This window comes from Amycolatopsis sp. NPDC051371, assembly GCF_040682155.1.
Classification (GTDB): domain Bacteria; phylum Actinomycetota; class Actinomycetes; order Mycobacteriales; family Pseudonocardiaceae; genus Amycolatopsis.
On sequence record NZ_JBFBAG010000006.1, the window covers coordinates 204,410 to 222,224 of the forward strand.

Annotated in this window: 18 protein-coding genes; 7 read left to right on the forward strand and 11 right to left on the reverse strand. The window is 72.5% G+C overall.

The annotated features are described in order from the left end of the window. Positions 1–10: 10 nt before the first annotated feature. Genes AB0M59_RS10755 through AB0M59_RS10795 form a run of 9 tightly spaced genes read right to left on the reverse strand, consistent with a single transcriptional unit; the run spans position 11 to position 9,856 of the window. On the reverse strand, positions 11–1,147 hold the full coding sequence (locus tag AB0M59_RS10755) for a glycosyltransferase family 4 protein (RefSeq protein WP_364612044.1): 1,137 nt from the start codon (positions 1,145–1,147) through the stop codon (positions 11–13). Then, the gene (locus AB0M59_RS10760; protein WP_364612045.1) at positions 1,144–2,250 is read right to left on the reverse strand and encodes a glycosyltransferase; all 1,107 of its coding nucleotides are present in this window, start codon (positions 2,248–2,250) and stop codon (positions 1,144–1,146) included. The genes AB0M59_RS10755 and AB0M59_RS10760 overlap by 4 nt, the downstream gene beginning before the upstream one ends. After that, a complete protein-coding gene (locus AB0M59_RS10765; RefSeq protein ID WP_364612047.1) occupies positions 2,247–3,683 on the reverse strand; it encodes an oligosaccharide flippase family protein in 1,437 nt (478 codons plus the stop codon). Before AB0M59_RS10765 ends, AB0M59_RS10760 begins: the two co-directional genes overlap by 4 nt. After that, positions 3,680–4,939, reverse strand: a complete 1,260-nt coding sequence (locus AB0M59_RS10770) for a glycosyltransferase 87 family protein (RefSeq protein WP_364612049.1) — start codon at positions 4,937–4,939, stop codon at positions 3,680–3,682. The genes AB0M59_RS10765 and AB0M59_RS10770 overlap by 4 nt, the downstream gene beginning before the upstream one ends. After that, entirely contained in the window at positions 4,936–5,802 is an 867-nt protein-coding gene (locus AB0M59_RS10775; protein WP_364612051.1) for a hypothetical protein, read from the reverse strand. Before AB0M59_RS10775 ends, AB0M59_RS10770 begins: the two co-directional genes overlap by 4 nt. Beyond that, positions 5,799–6,857: a glycosyltransferase gene (locus AB0M59_RS10780; RefSeq protein WP_364612053.1), complete on the reverse strand. Its 1,059-nt coding sequence runs from the start codon at positions 6,855–6,857 to the stop codon at positions 5,799–5,801. The genes AB0M59_RS10775 and AB0M59_RS10780 overlap by 4 nt, the downstream gene beginning before the upstream one ends. Then, positions 6,832–8,070 carry an O-antigen ligase family protein gene (locus AB0M59_RS10785; protein ID WP_364612055.1) on the reverse strand — a complete coding sequence of 413 codons (1,239 nt, stop codon included), beginning with the start codon at positions 8,068–8,070 and terminating at the stop codon, positions 6,832–6,834. Before AB0M59_RS10785 ends, AB0M59_RS10780 begins: the two co-directional genes overlap by 26 nt. Then, positions 8,067–9,026 (reverse strand): polysaccharide deacetylase family protein, encoded by a 960-nt coding sequence (locus AB0M59_RS10790; RefSeq protein ID WP_364612057.1) that lies wholly within the window; start codon positions 9,024–9,026, stop codon positions 8,067–8,069. The genes AB0M59_RS10785 and AB0M59_RS10790 overlap by 4 nt, the downstream gene beginning before the upstream one ends. Continuing rightward, a complete protein-coding gene (locus AB0M59_RS10795; RefSeq protein ID WP_364612225.1) occupies positions 9,023–9,856 on the reverse strand; it encodes a hypothetical protein in 834 nt (277 codons plus the stop codon). The genes AB0M59_RS10790 and AB0M59_RS10795 overlap by 4 nt, the downstream gene beginning before the upstream one ends. A gap of 551 nt (positions 9,857–10,407) precedes the next feature. Between AB0M59_RS10795 and AB0M59_RS10800 the strand changes: the two genes are divergently transcribed. After that, entirely contained in the window at positions 10,408–10,776 is a 369-nt protein-coding gene (locus AB0M59_RS10800; RefSeq protein WP_364612062.1) for a hypothetical protein, read from the forward strand. Positions 10,777–10,880: 104 nt separating this feature from the next. Continuing rightward, positions 10,881–11,231: a hypothetical protein gene (locus AB0M59_RS10805; protein WP_364612066.1), complete on the forward strand. Its 351-nt coding sequence runs from the start codon at positions 10,881–10,883 to the stop codon at positions 11,229–11,231. Positions 11,232–11,310: 79 nt separating this feature from the next. Here the strand turns inward: AB0M59_RS10805 and AB0M59_RS10810 are convergent, their stop codons facing one another. Further along, positions 11,311–11,886 carry a GNAT family protein gene (locus tag AB0M59_RS10810; protein ID WP_364612069.1) on the reverse strand — a complete coding sequence of 192 codons (576 nt, stop codon included), beginning with the start codon at positions 11,884–11,886 and terminating at the stop codon, positions 11,311–11,313. 49 nt (positions 11,887–11,935) lie between these two features. Here AB0M59_RS10810 and AB0M59_RS10815 point away from each other — a divergent pair, with 49 nt between their 5' ends. The 3 genes from AB0M59_RS10815 (at position 11,936) to AB0M59_RS10825 (ending at position 14,278) form a co-directional block, all read left to right on the forward strand. Beyond that, entirely contained in the window at positions 11,936–12,520 is a 585-nt protein-coding gene (locus AB0M59_RS10815) for a TetR family transcriptional regulator C-terminal domain-containing protein (RefSeq protein ID WP_364612072.1), read from the forward strand. Positions 12,521–12,642: 122 nt separating this feature from the next. After that, the gene (locus tag AB0M59_RS10820) at positions 12,643–13,056 is read left to right on the forward strand and encodes an ATP-binding protein (protein ID WP_364612075.1); all 414 of its coding nucleotides are present in this window, start codon (positions 12,643–12,645) and stop codon (positions 13,054–13,056) included. 43 nt (positions 13,057–13,099) lie between these two features. Beyond that, complete coding sequence (locus AB0M59_RS10825) at positions 13,100–14,278, forward strand: cysteine desulfurase family protein (protein ID WP_364612078.1); 1,179 nt, start codon at positions 13,100–13,102, stop codon at positions 14,276–14,278. 11 nt (positions 14,279–14,289) lie between these two features. Here the strand turns inward: AB0M59_RS10825 and AB0M59_RS10830 are convergent, their stop codons facing one another. Next, entirely contained in the window at positions 14,290–16,293 is a 2,004-nt protein-coding gene (locus tag AB0M59_RS10830) for a hypothetical protein (protein WP_364612081.1), read from the reverse strand. A gap of 126 nt (positions 16,294–16,419) precedes the next feature. On the opposite strand from AB0M59_RS10830, the gene AB0M59_RS10835 reads away from it, so the two are divergent. Beyond that, positions 16,420–17,301 (forward strand): cyclase family protein, encoded by an 882-nt coding sequence (locus AB0M59_RS10835; RefSeq protein ID WP_364612084.1) that lies wholly within the window; start codon positions 16,420–16,422, stop codon positions 17,299–17,301. Between the two features lie 66 nt (positions 17,302–17,367). Further along, positions 17,368–17,631: a hypothetical protein gene (locus AB0M59_RS10840; protein ID WP_364612087.1), complete on the forward strand. Its 264-nt coding sequence runs from the start codon at positions 17,368–17,370 to the stop codon at positions 17,629–17,631. Positions 17,632–17,815 lie beyond the last annotated feature (184 nt).

Consider the following 17,815-nt stretch of genomic DNA (forward strand, 5'->3'; position numbering starts at 1 on the left):
TCCCGCCGGGTCAGGCAGGCGTTCGAGGCTGCGGACGGGAGCGTGCCCGGGCCAGTTCTTCGTAAAGGGCCAGGTGCCGTTGTGCGCAGGCTTCCGGCCGGTACCGCGCGTGGGCGCGCTCGGCCAGGAGGCGGCCGACCCGGCCGGGGTCCGGTTCGGCGAACAAGGCCCGCAGCCGGCCGGCGAGCGCGGTGACGTCGCCGGGCGGGGCGAGGAAGGACGGGCCGCCGGGGAGGTCGAGCATGTCGGCCACGCCGCCGGTCGCGGTGGCGAGGACGGGCTTGCCCGCCGCCATCGCTTCGGCGACCACCAGCGGCTGCTGCTCCATCAAGGACGGCAGGACCAGCGCGTCCGCCTCGGTCAGCAGCGCCGGGACGTCCGGCCGGAAGCCGAGGAAGGTGACGCGACCGGCCAGCGGGGCCGCCTGCGCGACCCGTTCCGCCTCGGCGCGCTGCGGGCCGTCGCCGGCCACGGTCAGCCGGGCATCCTGGGGCAGCACGCCGGGAACGGCCAACGCGGCCAGCAGATCGAGGATTCCCTTGCGTTCCACGAGGAGCCCCGCGAAGACCAGGTTCCGCACCGGTCCGCGTGGGGGGTTCGGCTCGGCGGGATCGACGCAGTTGTCGATGTGCGCCAGCCGGGCCGCCGGCACCTTCAAGCGGTGGCGCAAGAACCGGCCCATCGCTTCGGCGGGCACGATCGTGCGGTCGAGGAGCCGCGCGACCATGGCGTCCGCCGCGAGGACGGTCCTCGTGTACGTGGACGGACCGTCGGTGCGCTCGCCGCGGAACCACGGCTCGGCCACGTCGTCGGGTACGCCGTGGTAGGTCTGGATCAGGGCGGGCCGGGCGCCGAGGCCGGCCCGCAGGCCGGCGATCACCAAGCCGGCGCGCCGATCCTGCGCGTGCACCACGTCCGGCCGCCACGCGCGGATCGCGGCGCGTGCCCGGCCCGCCGCCGCGAGGTTTTCCTTGTCGGCCACCTGCAGCTCTTCGTGCCGGCCCTCGATCAGCTCGGCGCCGCGGGCGGGTTCGGGCCCGAAGACCCGGACCTCGACGCCGCCGCGGGCCAGCGTCGCGGCCAGCCGCACGGTGACGTCGACCGGGCCGCCGCGGTCCTGGGTGAGCAGGTAGGCGATGCGGGTCATGAGACGTGCTCCCGGCGGTTGAGGTGGTCGACGAGGGCGGCGATCCGGTCGGTCATGCGGCCGCGGTCGAAGGAGACCTCCGCGCGGCGGCGGCCGTGTTTTCCTTCGAGCGCGGCCAGTTCCGGGTCGGCGAGACGAGCGGCGACCGCGTCCGCGAGGCCGTTGATATCACCCGGCGGCAGCACCGCGCCCGCGGTCGCCACGCTCTGGCGGACGCCACCGACGTCGAACGCGACCACCGGCCGGGCGCACGCCATCGCCTCCAGCGGCACGAGGGCCATTCCCTCGGCACGAGACGGGAGGACGACGACGTCCGCGGCGGTGTACCACGCCGCCGGCTCGTCGGTGTGCCCCGGCCACCGCACGGATGCGTGTCCCGCCACGGGGTGCCGCTCCCGCCACACGGCGCCCATCGGCCCGTCGCCGGCGAGGACGAGCTGGGCGTCCGGCACACGCCGCAGCACGGCGGGCCACGCCGACAGCAGCTGGTCCTGGCCCTTGAGCTCGGCCAGCCGCCCGAGGCAGACGGCGATCGGGGCTCGTTCGGGAAGGCCGAGCCGTCGGCGGGTCGCGGTCCGGTCGCCGGGGGAGAACCGGACGGTGTCGACGCCGTTGCAGACCACCTCGGCTACGGCCGTCACCCCGGCGGCCCGGCCGGCGACGAGCTCGTCGTCGCTCACGCACACGACGAGGTCGGTCCAGCGGGAGGCGAAGCGTTCCCACGCCGCGGTCGCGCGGCGCAGCGGTCCGCGTGCGGTCTCGAAGGACCAGAGGTGGGGCTGGAAGACCGTGGGGCGGCCGCCTCGCACGGCCAGCCGGCCGGCCAGCCCGGCCTTCGAACTGTGCAGGTGCACGACATCCGGGTCCAGCTCGGCCAGCAGCCGGTGCAGCCGCAGCGTCTCGCCGACGGAGCGCACGCCGGGGGAGCGGCTCGCCGGCCAGCCGCGGACGTCGATGCCGAGTTCACGGGCGCGGTCGGCGAGCCGGCCCGGAGGGCACACGACGGCGACGGACCAGCCCCGGTCTCGTTGGGCCACCGCGAGTTCCAGCACCACCACGGCGACACCCGCCGTCACCGGCTGCGAAACGTGCACGACTCTCACCCGCGATCACCCCGGCGCAGTTCGGCGAGTGCGTTTCGCTGCAGCAGCAAGGTCGCGCCGGCGTATCCCGCGACGAGAACGAGGCCCTCGGCGACGGTGCCCGGCCACGAGCTCGCGGTCCCGAACCACCCGGCGTGGGCCAGCGCGACGGCGGGCACGGCCCCGGCGGCGCACGCGAGCAGGACACGTCCGAGCACGCCCGCCAGTTCCGTCCACGACGGCGCCACCCCGGCCCCGCGCAGTACCCGCCAGGTGAGCGGCACCACCAGCCACGCCGCGCCGAGCTGCACGGCGGCGACGGCCCCGATGCCCGCGTCGGTCAGCAGGACCAGGCCGGCCGCGAGCAGGACCAGGTGCGTCGTCTCCAGCGCCAGGTACCGCCGGACGTGCCCGGTGGCCTTCACCGCCTGGTACCAGATCTGCAGCAGGCAGATCCCCGCGCCGTAGCCCGACAGCAGCACGAGCGGGCCCGCCGCGTCCGCCCACCGGGCGCCCAGCAGCACGACCCGGTCGGCGAGCAGCGCCAGCGCGAGGTACAGGCCACCGGTCACCACGAGCACCGCGCGGGTGAACCGGGCGACGGCCTCGCCCAGCGGCCGGCCCTCGCGCCGCAACCGCGTGAACACGGGGAAGGCGACCGCGCCGAGCACGACCGCCACCATGATGTACGGCACCCAGGCGAGGCGGTAGGCCAGCGAGTAGACGCCGACCGCGGCCGGCCCGAGCACGTGCCCCACCGCCAGGTAGTCGAGATTGACCAGCAGGGCGGCCACGACCGCGGCCGGGCCGACCACCGCGACCCACCGCAGGGCTTCCCGGGCTGCCGCGGTGTCCCAGCGAGGGCGGACCCCGCCACCGACCAGCGTCCCGAGCAGCGGCTGTGCCACCGCCGTGCCGACCAGGCCGAGCACCAGGGACACCGGCCCGGCCCCGCTGGCGGCGAGCAGCACCGTCAGCGAAGCACCCAGCACCGCGCCGCCGCCGTCGGGCAGGATCCGGCGGCGGAAGTCGAGCTCCCGGTGCATCAGGCCCATCTGGACGCCGCCCGCCGCCGAGAACGGCAAGCCGAGCGCGGCCAGGCGGACCAGACCGGCGGCTTCCGGGGTGCCGAGGAGCGTCGTGAGGGGGCCGGCGGCAGCCACCAAGGCGGCGGCGAGGAACAGCCCGGCGCCCACGCTCAGCGTCAGCAGGGTTCCCGCCATCCGGCGCGGGTCCAGCTCGGTGCGGCCGATCACGTCGTAGACCCCGATCGACTGCACCACCTGGCCGAGGTTGACCAGCGCGACCGCCAGCGCCACGGCCCCGAGCTGCCCCTCGCTGAGCAGGGCCGCCAGCACGAGCGTGACGAGCATCTGGCTGCTCTTGCTGACGAGGTTGACCACGCCGAGCCACAGGGAACCGCGGACCGCACGGCTCCCGAGCGTGCCCGTCATACGGCCACCGCGGGTTCGGCGGCCCGCACCCGTGTCAGCCGGACTGCGGCGAACACCGCCAGGCTCCACGCGGCGACCACGGCGACCCCGTCCAGCGTGACCGCCGCTCGCGCCCCGAGCGCCGACGCGACCGCGGAGTCCACTGTGTACAGGTGTGCGAAGGGAACGGCCAGCGCGAGGACGGTGAGGCCCGCCGGACGCCGGCCAGGCTCCGCGCGGTGACGCCAGCACGACGCGGCCGTCGCCGCCATCGCGGGTACGGCGATCAGCACGTCGCCGGGCTGGTGCACCACGCAGACCACCACGGCGAGGCACGTCAGCAGGTCGGCGACCGGCGTCGCCGAGACCCGGTCCAGGCGCCGGACGAGCACTGCGCTCGTGACCAGCACAGCGGCCAACACCACCAGCTCGACGCCGGAGGGTGCCCAGCCGGTGACGCGGAACAGCACCGCGGCGACGTCGATCCGTTGCGCCGTAAGCGAATCCACCGCACCGTAGTCGGTCGCCCGCGCGTGGGTGAGGTTCGCGGCGACGACGTCGACGAAGGAGCCGAGTCCACCGCCGCGGACCACCAGCAGCACCACCACTGGCAGGCTGGCGACCGCCGCGATCGCGGTGCCCGTCAGCGCCACCCGCCGCGAACCACGGACGAAGAGCAGGAGCGCCAAGGGAAATCCGTACTGCGGCTTCAGCCACGCCAGCGCGAGCGCCACCGCCGCCCAGCCCGGCCGGTCGCGGCGCGCCACGAGCGCGCCCGCCGCGCCGAGGGCGATCAGCGGGTTGATCTGGCCGACGTAGAGCTGCGCCTTCCCGACCTGGCTCACCACCAGGAGCGCGGAAACCACGACCGTGGTGACGGCGAACGGTGCCGGGACGTACCGCCGGACCGAGTGCGCCGTCAGCGCCGCGAGCGCGACCAGGAGCAGCAACGAGAACACCGAGAACGCGACCGCGCCGACCCGGTAATCCGGTAACGCGAACGGCGCGTGCAGCAGGAGGTGGTAGGGCTGGTACAGGTTGAAGTCCTGGCGCACCGGCCAGTGCGCGAACATCGCGGCCGGGTCGTACGGGTTGCCGCCGCCGAGGAACTCCCGGATCGGGAAGTACAGGGCGTCGCGGAAGTCCTGCAGCCGTTCCTCGGGCAGGTTGGCGGCCGTCGGCAGCGGAACCCGCCACGACGGCGCGAGCGCGTGCCAAGCACCCAGCACTCCGGCGACGGCCGCGACGAGGAGCACGGCTCGCTGTTTCGGGTTCATGTCAGCACCACCGCCACGAGCACGGCGTCGCCCGGCAGCACCGCGACGGTGGCAGTCAGCTCGTCGTGACCGCGCCCTCCGGCCGCGACCGCCACGACCGACGAGCCGTCTCCGCTTTCGCTGTCCGGCAGACCTGCTGCCAGCTTCGCCGCGGTTTCGGTGAGGTCCGGGCTCACCGGCAGCACGCGGACGGCACGTCCGGCCGCGCGGCACAGGACAGCGAGCCGGTCGGGCGTCCCGGGGTCGCCTTCCCGCAGGACTGACACCGGGCGGTGGAGGCCCGCCGCGGCCAGCGCCCGGCGCACCGAGCCGGTTCCACCGGCCGGGGAGAGGCGGCGAAGCGCCGCTGTCGCCAGACCGGCCGCGACCGCCGCGACGAGCGCCAGCCCGGTCACCAGCGGAGCGTCCGGGGCCACCGCGATCACCTCGGGCCGCGGGTCCAGCAGCCGGAGCTTGCCGGCCGGGGCGAGCAGGTCGGCGTCGATCATCGCCTTGCCCAGTGCCGTCGCGGTCCCCCCGGCCTGCTCCGCCGAGGACGCCCGGACCGAGAGGCGCGCGAGGCCTGACGCGGGAACCAGCTCCACGGAAACTCGCTCGGCGAGTTCGTCGGGGCGGTACCCGGAGGCCGGAGCCGCGGCTTGCAGCACGGACGGACTGCGGGCCAGCTCGACCAGCGCGGGCAGGGCGAGGGAGACGACTTCGCCATACTGCGGCACCGCTTCCGGTGCGGCGACGGGCCCGGCGAGCAGGCTCACCCGGCCCTGGTACTCGGTGCCGCGGGTCAGGCCGACGAGGAGCACGAGCGCTCCGGCCGGCAGCGCCACGGCGACGCTCAGCGAGACGCGCGTCAGGAGATCCTTCACCGGGCACCTCGGAGCAGTTCGTCGTAGGCCTTCATCAGCGTGTGCGCGTCGTAGTCCCGCTCGACGGTGCGGAGCCCGTCCGCGGCCGCGGATTTCCGTGCGTCCTCGTCGAACAGCAGCGTGTTCAGCGCTTCGGCCGTCGCCGCCGGATCCGCGGGCGGCACCACGAGCCCGCCGCCTTCCGCGAGGACTTCGCCGATCCCGCCGACGTCGGTCGCGACCACCGGCCGGCCCGCCGCCATCGACTCCAATACCGCCAGCGGCAGGCCTTCCCAGTCGCTGGTGAGGACGGTGACGTCGGCCGCCGTGAGCAGATCGGGCACGTCCGCCCGGGTGCCGAGGAACTCGACCCGGCGGCCCAGCGCCTCGGCGCGCCGCTCGAGGTCCGCGCGCAGGCTGCCGTCTCCGGCCAGCCACAGCACGGCGTCCCGCTCGACCGCCGCCCATGCGTCCAGGAGCACGTCGTGGCGCTTCTGCGGCTCGAGCCGTGCGAGGCAGAGCGCGACGGGTGTCTGCTCCGGGACGCCGAGCGACGCGCGTACCTCCGCGCGTCCGAGCACCGGCGGGCTCGCGAACACGGTGTTGCGGATCACCGCCGGCCGGTCGAGGCCCGCCGCGGTCAGCCGGTCCGCGGTGGCGGGGGAAACGGCGATGACGGCGTCGGACGTGCGGCGCAGGATCCGCGTGGCGGCGGGGTAGTCGTCTTCGGCGACGCCGTGGAAGACGGTGAGCAGCGGCCGTCGCCGTCCGGGCGCGCAGGCGAGCCGGGCCACCAGGCTCGCGCCGACGTTGTGGGCCAGCACGACGTCGGGCCGGAACCGCGCGACCGCGCGGCGGGTGGCCCAAGCCGCCTTGAGCACGCCCGCCTTGCTGCGGCGAGCGAGCGGGACGGGGAAGACCGGCGTGCCGGCCGCGGCCAGTGCGTCGGCGCGGAAACCCCCGGCGCTGGCTACCGCGGACACCCAGCCGTACTCCTCGCCCCGGCCGGCCATCCCGGCCACGAGCGTTTCCGCCCCGCCGGGCCCCAGCTCACTGATCACGTGCAGCACCCGCATCGGCGCTTCCCTCTCCTTCTCGGCGAATCCGGGTTTCGGCCGCGACGGTCAGCGCGGCCAGCGACCACAACGGCAGGTAGTACTGCTCGGACAGGAACGTCGAGGTCACCAGCACGGCGAGCAGCGACGCCTGGATCGCGACCGCTTCCGTCCATTGTGGACTGGAGTTTGCCCGTCGGACCGTCCGCTCGCTCGCCACCGCGGCGGTGCCGACCACCGCGGCGAACAGCGCGAACCCCGGCAGGCCCAGCTCCGCGGCGACTTCGAGGTACATGTTGTGCGCCACCGGGGTCTGCTCGTCGACTTCGGCGTTGTGCGACTCGGCGGCGTACTGCTCACGGAACCCGCCCGGGCCGACACCGAGCACCGGGTGGGCGGTCAGCATGCGGGCGGCCGCCTGCCAGCGCAGCTCGCGTGTGTCCACATTGGACGCGGCGATGAAGCTCTTCTCCTGCAGGGCGCGGTTCAGCTGCGGTCCGGCCACCAGCAACGCGCCGACGCCCAATGCGGCGACCGCAGCGATCGCGGCGGCCAGCACCCGCCACGGCAGCACCCGGCGCAGCAGCAGCCAGCCGATCGCGGCGGCCAGCCCCAGCGCGCCGCCGCGTGAGAACGTCGCCGCCGCCCCCACCACCAGGACGACTCCGGCGGCAGCCAAGGGCAAACTCCAGCGCCGCCGATTCAGGGCCGCGAGCAGGGGGAGCGCCGCGACCAGGAAATAGGCCAGGTCGTTCGGGTCCGGTTGCGGGCCGCTCGCTCGGGCCTGACCATCGACGACCAGGCTGTACAGGGCACCCGCGCCGGCGACCGTCGCGCCGGCGGCCGCGGCCAGCAGCAGCCGGCGGATCGGCACTTCCTGGCTGGCGACGTCGGCGAGCACCGCCGTGACGATCAGGAACGGCAGCCACCGCACGGTGTACTCGGCGGTGAAGGGACCGTTCGAATGCAGCGCCGCCGTGGCCGCCAGCACCACGGCGAGCGAGGCGAGCACCGCGTGCAACGGCGTCGGCCGGGGGAGGCGGCGCTGCCGGATCCGCACCGCGAGCCAGGTCACGGTGAGCAGGGCGGGCGCGAGCTTGCCGAGCTGGCCTTGCACGGCCGTCAGGTAGCCCTCGACCGGTGCCAGTCCGACGGTGGCACACGCGAGGATCCGCAGCAGGGTCACCGCCCGCGTCTCGGAGCGAACGGGCGTGACGACGGCGAACGCGGTCATCTCCCGACGTCCAGCCGCGTGACCGGGCGGGTGCGCCGTACGTCCGTCCGGCGGACGTACTCACCGGTGCCGACGACGTCGAAGTGCTCGCGCAGCGCGGAAAGAACCCAGCCCAGCCACGCCACCTTCCGGCCGCCTGCCGCCGCCAGACCGGGGAAGAACTCCATGCCGGGCGCTTCGGCGGCGCCCAGGACGTCGGTGGGGTGCACCAGCAGCGACGGGGAGACTCCGCGGGCGAGGCAAAGCCGCAGTGCGGCGCGAAAGTATCCGCGGGCCAATCTCGGGGAAACCTCGTGCAGTTGCAGGAGGTAGGAGCAGTGGATCGGCGTGCGCAGCAAGGGCATCGTCGTCACCGGCAGTTCCACGAGCGAGCTGCCCTCGCAGGTACGCCAGCGGTAGGCGTGCACCGGTGCCCACACCCGGGAAACGCCGCCGAACAGCTCGTCCGCGGCTCCCGCGGGCGCGCTGCGGTTGTGGTACGCGCGGGCCAGCGGGCCGATCCAGGTCGGCAGGGTGCTGGCGTCGTAGGCGTAACCCCGTTCGGCGAGCAGTTCGACCAAGTCGCGCGTGACGCTGTAGCCGGGACCGCGGAAGCCGCGGGGCCGCGGCGCTCCGGCGGCGACGATCGCTTCCTCGGTGCGGCTCAGCTCGTCCTCGAGCCGGTCGCGGGAGTAGCGGTGCAGCCAGGGTTCGTGGCCGAAGGAGTGGTTGGCCACCTCGTGCCCCGCCGCGGCGATCTCGGCGACCGCCTTGGCGCCGTCCTCGCGGACGACGTCGGCGCCCACCGCGAACACCGTCGTCGTGAGCCGCTGCTCGCCGAGGATCTCCAGCAGCCGTGGTACCGCGGAGGGGAGAAAGCTGGGATGGTCCTGCCAGCTGGAGTCACCGTGGGTTTTGAGGTAGGCCCACAGGTTGTCGAGGTCGACCGAGACGCTCGCGAGCGGACGCGGGTTCACACGGCCTCCTGGGCGAGCCGGGTCGCGCCGGTGCGCGACTGCGCGCCGAGCAGCAGGACACCGCACACGACCACGGCGAGCCCGAAGGCGACCCACGGGCCGCGTCCGCCGAGGACGTGGTCGCCGAGCACGGTGATGCCGGTGACCGACGCCAGCACGATCGTGGTGGCGTCGGCCGTGGCCACGACGGCCGCCGCCGGGCCGCGCTGCAGTGCGACCGCCATCGACGCCTGGCCGAGCACGGCCGCGACCAGCATCAGCCAGGTCAGTGGATTTCCCGGCAGGGCAAGGAGATCCTGGTGGGCGAGCGAGCGGCTCGCGACCGCGACGACCGCGAACGCCACGCCGGACAGGACCGCGGCCGGCAGGAACGTCCCGGTCCGTCCGGCGGGGATCATGGCCAGCCCGATCCCGAGCACGACGACGGCGAGCGTCACGGTGCCGGCGGGCTCGAGGTCTGTGGCCACCGAGGCCGCCGACGACCCCGCGAGCACGACGAGCCCGGCGGCCAGCAGCACCAGCGTCGCGGCCTCTCCGACGCGGATCCGCCAGCCCAGGACGACGACACCGAACACCGTGGCCAGTCCGATCGCCGAGGAGGACGCGGTCTGGACCAGGTACAGCGGCAACGAGGCGCGCGCGAAGAACGCCAGCGCGAAGCCCCCGGCCTGACCGGCGAAACCGAGGAGGTACAACCGATCGGTGGCCAGCCGGGCCAGCAATCCCAGTCCCGCACCCGGCCGGTGCCCGGCCCGGCGGGCGGCGACGCTCTGGGCGACGATCCCCACCGCGTAGCACACCGCGGACGCCACGAGCACTGCGTAATCCATCACGAACGACTCCTTTGCCGTGCACCGGGAACGGGGTTCAGGCCAACAATCGGGCAGGTGTCCCCGTCGAAGCGTAGGAACGGCCGGACGGTTCCTCTTTCGAAGGATCGGATAGGCGACCTTGTCACACAGTGGGACAGGATGGACGCGAGAATGAAGCTCTAAAGCGTGACGCGAAAAGGAGAACGCGAGCGATCAGGCCACCGTGCGTAATGGGTGGGTGGAGAGCTGCCTGCCGGCAAACGTCCGGTTATCGGGTATCCGAATGCCCGACCTGGCATCTGAACAACGTCCCCATTCGTCGGCGCAATCGAAGTTCACCTCGACCTGGGCGTGGGGAATGGTGTCGTTCTTCTCCGATATGAATGTCTCCGGACGTCTGGTGCGCACCCATTCGGGTTATAAGATCCCCGGTCAGAGGCTCGCGCACCCCACACGATCGGTGATCGGGCTGGAACGAATTGCGCGGCGTCAGTATGTTCTCCCCACCGACGCGAGACGCAGTTTCATTGCCGCTGCGGCGGGCTCACCCCTCGATCAAGGAGTCGTCCATGCTGAAGAAGATCGGTTTCGTCGCGGCCGCCATGGCGGCCGGCGCGTTCGTGACCGGCGGGATCGCGGCCGCCGGAACGCCGGACGAGGACCACGGGCACCACCACGGCCACGCCGGCTACGACTACACCGGCCAGGTCGGCGTGGTCAACCTGAACAACGTCGATGCCCTGCACAACGTCAACGGCACGGTCGGGTTCTGCGGCAACGACGTCAACGTGCTCGGCGTCCAGGTGCCGGTCCATGACTCGCTGAACGGCATCGGAGTGCCGGTCCTGTCGCCGGGCGAGACCGAGGCCAGCGGCGAGTCCCCGTACAACTGCGCTTCGGGTGGCGTCAACGACGGCGGCACCAGCCAGGGCAACTGAGTCTCTGAACCGCACGTCGGCTCCATCCGCCGAAAAGATCGATTCACCACGACCATAGCGGCGCCCCGCCCTTTTCCCTCGGCGGCGCATAGGAGTTCTCTTTCATGATCAAGCAGCTCGGATTCGTCGCGACCGCTCTCGCCGCCGGCTTGGCCGCGTTCGGTGGGTCCGCCTCCGCCACCAGCCTCGACATCGCGGGACACCCGGCCGACCACAACAGTCAGGTCGGCCTGGCCAACGTGCACAGCCTCGACGCGGTGCACAACCTGAACGTCGTCGGCGGCCTGTGCGACAACAACGTCAACGTGCTCGGCGTCCAGGTCCCGGTGCGCGACGTCGCCCAGGGCATCGGCGTGCCGGTGCTTTCGCCGGGCGAGCACGAGGCCTCCGGTGAGTCGCCGTACAACTGCGCCGGTGGTGACATTCAGGACGGCGGAACCGCCCAGGGCGACTGATCGCCTCGAGCCGAAAGCCGCCGCGCGGTTTCCGACGCGGCGGCTTTCGGCGTGCGTAAGCCCTGTCCCGAGCCGGCCATCACCCTCCTGGGACCGGCCCGGCGTCAGCCTTCCGGATCCGCCATTCCGGCGCGAGGATCGCCCAGATCTCTTTGTCGTACCGGGTACCTTCGTACGGCCAGTACTCGCGCAGCACGCCTTCGCGGACCATGCCCAGGCGTTCGGCCACCGCCGAGCTGCGGGTGTTGTCGGCGCGGCAGCGCCATTCCGCGCGGTGCAGGCCGCGGGTCGCGAAGGCCCAGTCCAGCAGGACTTCGCAGGCGCGGGTGACCAGGCCATGCCCCTCGGCGGCCGGTTCCAGCCAGCACCCGATCTCGCAGGAGCCGAGGCGCGCGTCGAACTCCACGAACATCACGCCGCCGACCAGAGTGCCGGCCAGCCACAGGCCGAAGAGGCGGCCGCCGTCCGCGGCCTGGCGCTCGGCGTAGCGGCGCAGGGTCGCCCGCGCACCGTCGACGTCGTCGGTGACGAACGCCGGCCCGACCCAGGGCCGGATGTGCTCGCGGGCTTTGTGCAGGTGCTCGGCGAATTCTTCGGCGTGCCACGGTTCGAGCGGTGCGAGCCGGGCGTTTTCGGTCAGTGGCAGGAAGAACACGGTGCCCCCAGTTTACCCAACGCTTGTTATGTGAATGTACGATAGCACCATGCCCCGGAGCAAGGGAGATCACGAAGCCCGCCGCCGTGATGTCTCCGAAGCGGTCTGGCGGGTCCTGACCGCGCACGGTTTCGGCGGCCTGACCATGCGCGCCGTCGCCGCCGAGCTCGGGGCCACCACCGGTCTGCTCACCCACTACTTCACCGGCAAGCAGGAGCTGCTCACCCACGCGCTCGCGCTGCTCGACGAGCGCACCGGCGCCCGGTCGCGCCGCACCGCCGTCGAAGGGCTGGCTTCGCTACGCGCCGTGCTGCTCGACGTTCTGCCGCTGACCGGCGAAGCCGCGGCCGGCAACCGGATCTGGGTGTCCTCATGGGACGTCGCGTTGGCCGACCCGGCGCTGAGCGACACGTACGCGGCCAAGTACCGGGCCAGCCGGGACCGGCTCCGCGGCCTCGTCGCGGAGGCTCAGCGGCTCGGTGATCTGCGGCCGGGGGATCCGGCGACCATCGCCGCCGACGCTCTCTCCTTCACACTCGGGCTGGTCGTGCAGGCCCTGTTCGACCCGGTGGCCTTTCCGGCGCGCCGCCAGATCGAATTGCTCGACCACCACTTGGCCGGACTCGCTCCCTGATCACCCTCCCGTCGCTCGTGGTCCCCTTCGCGAGGCTCTCGGCCTGGTTCATCACTGGGCGGGTGGGTAACCGTCCTTCAGCGCAGGCTCCCCGGCCGTCGCGGAGCAGAAGGGCGGTCTTCATGCCGACCGAACAGTGGACGACTCGACTCGACGACCAGTTGCGTGTGATGGCCATCGAGGTGGCTGATGACCTCAGTGAGTCGTCCAGGGTGCGGGCTTGGGCCGACCGGCTGCTGCAAGACCTGACCGAAGAGCAGCGGACGGACGTGCTCTTGGTGGTCGACGAGCTCACGTCGAACGCGCTCCGGCACGGTGAACCGCCGCGTCAAGTCCGATTGCTGCGCAAACGCGGCTGGCTGGGGGTCGAGGTCGACGACACGTGCGTTGACCCCGTGTGCCCGCGGCCGCCGTCGGCCAGCGGCGGCTACGGGCTCAGAATGGTCGCCGCGATGAGCGTGTCGTGGGGGCAGGAGCAGCGCTCCACCGGCAAGACCGTCTGGGCTGCGATCGACCTTCCGCCGGTCGAGCAATGACCCAGTGTGCGCACCAGGAGAGCCGACGTGAAGGACCTCGAGTGTGACCGAAGCGGCCCCTCCGCCGGCCGGCTTGCGAGCCGGGCCGGTCTACCTCGACTACAACGCCACCACCCCGCTCGACCCGCAGGTCACCGAGGCCGCCATGCCGTACTGGACGGACTTCTTCGGCAACCCTTCCAGCGAGCACGCCTACGCCGTCGAGCCGCGGCGCGCGCTGGCTGCCGCGCGTGCGCGGGTCGCGGACCTGATCGGCGCGCGACCGGGGGAGATCGTCTTCACCGGGTCCGGGTCGGAGGCGAACCTGCTGGCCCTGCGCGGCAGCGTGCTCGCGCCGGGCGCGCGGCGCGCACACCTGATCGTCCAGGCGACCGAACACCCTGCCGTGCTCGAAACGGCCCGGGCGCTCGACCGGCTGCACGGCACCCGCGTCACGGTGTTGCCGGTCGACCAGTACGGATTGGTCGCCCTCGACGCCCTGGACGCGGCGTTGCGGACCGTCGCGGACCGCACGGTCGTGTCGATCATGGCGGCGAACAACGAGACCGGCGCGGTGCAGCCGATCACTGCGATCGCCGGGCTCGCGCACCAGTACGGGGCGCTCGTCCACTGCGATGCCGCGCAGGCGTGCGGGAAGATCCCGGTCGACGTCCAGCGGCTCGGGGTCGACCTGCTGACGGTGGTCGGGCACAAGATGTACGCGCCGCGTGGTGCGGCCGCGTTGTTCGTGCGCGACGGCGTGGCACTGGAGCCCGTCGTCTACGGCGGCGGGCAGGAGCGCGGGCTGCGCGCGGGCACCGAGAACGTCGCGCTGGCGGTCGCTTTGGGGGCTGCCGCTCAGCTGGCCGCCGATGACCTCGCAGCGGGCGCCGCGGATCGGATCACGGCCTTGCGCGACGAGCTGCACGAGCAACTCGTCGAGGCACTACCGGGCCGCGTCCGCCTGAACGGCCCGGTCGAGCAGCGGTTGCCGAACACGCTCAACATCAGCGTCGACGGCACTCGCGGCCACCGCGTCCTGGAACACGCGCGAGCCATCGCCGCTTCCACCGGTTCGGCCTGCCACAGCGGTATTCACGCCCCGTCGCCGGTGCTCACCGCCATGGGCATCGAGGCCGACAGGGCGCTGGCGGCGATCCGGCTGTCCTTGGGGCGCTGGAGTACCCGGCACGACGTCGCCACCGCCGTGCACGCGCTCCGTTCGGCGGCCGCGCCGCGGTGACACCGTGCGGATCATCGAGTGGTTGCCGAAGAAGGGCCGTTTCCTGTTTCGCGGTCCCACAGCAATTCGGTCAGTTGCGTGATCGCCTTGTCCCGGTGCCGCCGGTAGGTGTTGAACGACAGGTGCAGTGAGTCCGCGACGCGCTCCTGAACGCCGGTCGGTCGCAGGAACGTACGATCGATCAGCACGCTGAGATCCGGCTTCAGCGCGGCGACGGTTTCGTCGAGCAGATCCCGCAGGGTTTCGGCGGGGGTGCGTCCGGCTCGGCCGTGCTGCCGGACCAGCCGGGATCGCACCAGCGGGTTCGACCGCAGCAGTTCCGGCGTGTGCAAGGTGCGCAGGGCCGAGCGGACGGCGTCGGTGAACTCCGGCTGGGACAGCACCGCTTCGCCGAGGACCTGCTCGGCGGGCCGCGTCGGCACGCCCAGCTGACCGGCGTGCAGCAGATCCGTGTATTTCGCGATGCCGGTCCGGCGCCAGTCGTGCGCGAACACCGGGTACCGCGACCCGCCGACGGTGTAGGCGGCTTCGTCAGCGGCCCAGAAGTCGAGAGATTCCATCGAGGGTGTCCACAGCTCACCGTCGTCGAACGCGCCCACGAAGCTCCACGCCGTGTCGTCGCCGATCAGGAGGATGTCCAGCATCTGCCACGCGACGAACAGCGTCAGCGACGGTGACGGGCGTTGTCCGTGGTCGCGGTCGAGGAAGAAGCGCCAGGCCCGGACCCGTTCGCCGGCGCGCGGCGGCCCGTATGTCGACGCGTACTCCCACATCGCGTCGGCGCCCGGGTCCACACCGAGGTCGGCCTCGGGCAAGTCCAGGCACGCGCCGTAACCGTGCGGTTCGCCGGTCGCGGTGCGGAAGACCCGGAAGGCCGACGGCCGGCGCTTCAGCCAGTACGCCACCAGTTCGGCCTGCTCGCGCCCCTGCCACTCGGCGGTCATGGCGACGATCGGCGACCGGTCGCCATCGTGCAGCCCGTCGGCGTACACCTGCATCGTCGGCGGCAGCGACGCCAGCGCGGCGTGCGGAGAGCGAGTGCCGTTCAGCACGACGGTCTGCACCGTCAGATCCAGCTGTTCCCGTTCGCTCGTCGTCGCCCGGACCTGGGCGTGGAACACGGCGAGCTTTCTGCGGTACAGGTCGGCGTACCGGCCGGGGTCGCGCCAGCGCAGGTCGGCGGTGATGGCGTCGCGGACCACGTCGTGCGGATAGAGCCCGTACGGGGACTCCTCGATGAACGCCTGCGTCCGCAGCCAGGCGAACAACTCAGCGGCATCGTCGCCCGCCATCGAGCGCAGCAGGTCTTCGGTCGTGACGAGCAGCAGCGCGCACACTTCCAGCGCCGTGCGATGCCGGGTGCTCGGCACCTCGTCGAGCATCTGCGCCAGCAACGCGCCCACCCCGCCGGGCAGGTCCGCCAGGGTTCGCGGCGCGGCACCGCGGCGCACGGCATCCACCATCATCGACAGGGTGAGGGGGTGGCCGCGACTGATCTTCAGCAGCCGGTCATGCATGTCCTCGGCAACGTCCTGAGCGGTCAGGTAGGCGAGCCCTTCCTCGGGCGACAGGTTGCCGAGCGCGACGACCCGCGTCAACTCCCGCCAGGCCGGGTCCGCGCGCCACCGCGGTCCGGGTCCGCGCCGCCCGGCCATCACCACCAGGCACGACGCCGGCAGGGACGGCAAATACTGCTCGCGGACCCAGTCGTCGACCGGTTCCAGCAGTTCGTACGTGTCGATCAACAGCACGGCGGGCACGTCGCCGACGGGAACGGGCAGTGCTCCCCGCCCGAGGGCCAGGTGCCGGGCATCGACCCGAACCGGCTCGAGGCCCTTCTCGGTGGCTATGCCGGCGAACGCGTCGAGCAACGCGCTCTTGCCCACGCCGCCGGCCCCGTGCACGAAGAGCACGCCGGGTGCGCCCAGCGCGTCCCGGAACACGGCGACTCCCTCGTGGCGCCCCGTGAAAGACCGCTGCCGCAACTCTCGCACGGTGTGTCCGAGTGAAGTCATGCACCCGACTGTATCCATCGCTGCCCATCAGGATGGGCACCAGGTGGGCACCGGATGGGCTGGTGATCGCGGGCCGGCTCGGTGACGATCCCGGCTGACGGATCCCACGGACAAAAGGACATCCTCATGGACCTCGACCCGGCCGGCTTCCCGAGCAACTGGGGACGCTGGGGTGACACCGATCAGCTCGGCACCGTCAACCTGATCACCGCGGAGGCCCGCGCGCGCGGCGTTGCCCAGGCGCGTACGGGATTGGCGGTCTCGCTCGCCCGCAAGACTCCGACCGCGCCGCTGATGGGCGGGCCGATGGCCGCCCTGCAGGCGGACACCACGGGCGTGCAGACCATCATGTCGTTCACCGGTTCGCCGCCGCCGGCGATGGCCGAGCTGATGCTCGTCACGACGCACCACCCCGAGGTCACGCACTTGGATGCGCTGTCGCACATGGTCATGGACGGGCAGGTCTATCCCGGGATCGCGCAGACGGAGAGCTCAGGGCCCGCAGGAGTGACCCACGGCGCCGCGGACGTGTTCGCCGACGGGATCGTGACCCGGGGTGTGCTGCTCGATCTGGCCCCGGACGGCAAACTGCCCGACGGGCACGCGGTCACGGTCGATGACCTGGAGGCCGCGGCGGCGCGGGAGGGCATCGCGGTGCAGTCGGGTGACGCCTTGGTGGTGCGGGCGGGCTGGGACCGGGTGCCCGATCACGGCCGGGCGCTGCCGGGGATGACCTCGGGAGCGGTGCGGTGGATGCACGACCGCGGGATCGCGGTCTACGCCGGGGACATCGGTGATGCGTCTCCGCCGCTGAAGGACGATTTCCCCGGTGCGCTGCACCGGTTGGGACTCGGCCGGCTCGGCCTCGTGCTGATCGACGGCGCCCGCGGTGAGGAACTCGTCGCGGTCTGCAAGGAGCAAGGCCGGTACACGTTCCTGTTCGTGGCCGCGGTTCCCCGCATCCTCGGCACCACCGGCCTGCCGGTGAATCCGCTGGCGATCTTCTGACCCGCGAGTCCACCGTCCCGAAAGGACTGACTTCGACGAAGACCTTCCGTCGACAAGACCGCGCCGGTGGTCAGCCGGGCCGGCGTGCTCATCAAGGCGTCGCTCACGGAGATCTGGCGCCTGCACACGGACATCGACCGGTGGCAGAGCTGGATCCCGGAGATCGTCCCCGCGCACAAGAAGATGCCGGGGCCGCTGCGGCCGGGTTCGGTGTTCTCCTGGTCGCCGCAGAACATGCACGTCGAGTCGACGATCAAGACCGTCGAGCCGTTGCGCTGCACCGCGTGGGGAGGTGGTATCCACCTGTCGTTGAACCACACGATCGGTTGATCCTGTGCTGCTGCGTTCAGCGCATCAGTCGCTGCCCTCCGCCGGGTTTGCCGGGTTCCGTGGCGCGTGATGGGCTCGCGACGATGGTGCATCGTCCACTCGCCGGTTGTACCGTGGTGGTGCATCGGTTCAGGCTGGCTGCCGTGCGCCGCACCTCGCTCGCGTCGGAACAGAGCGACTGGTG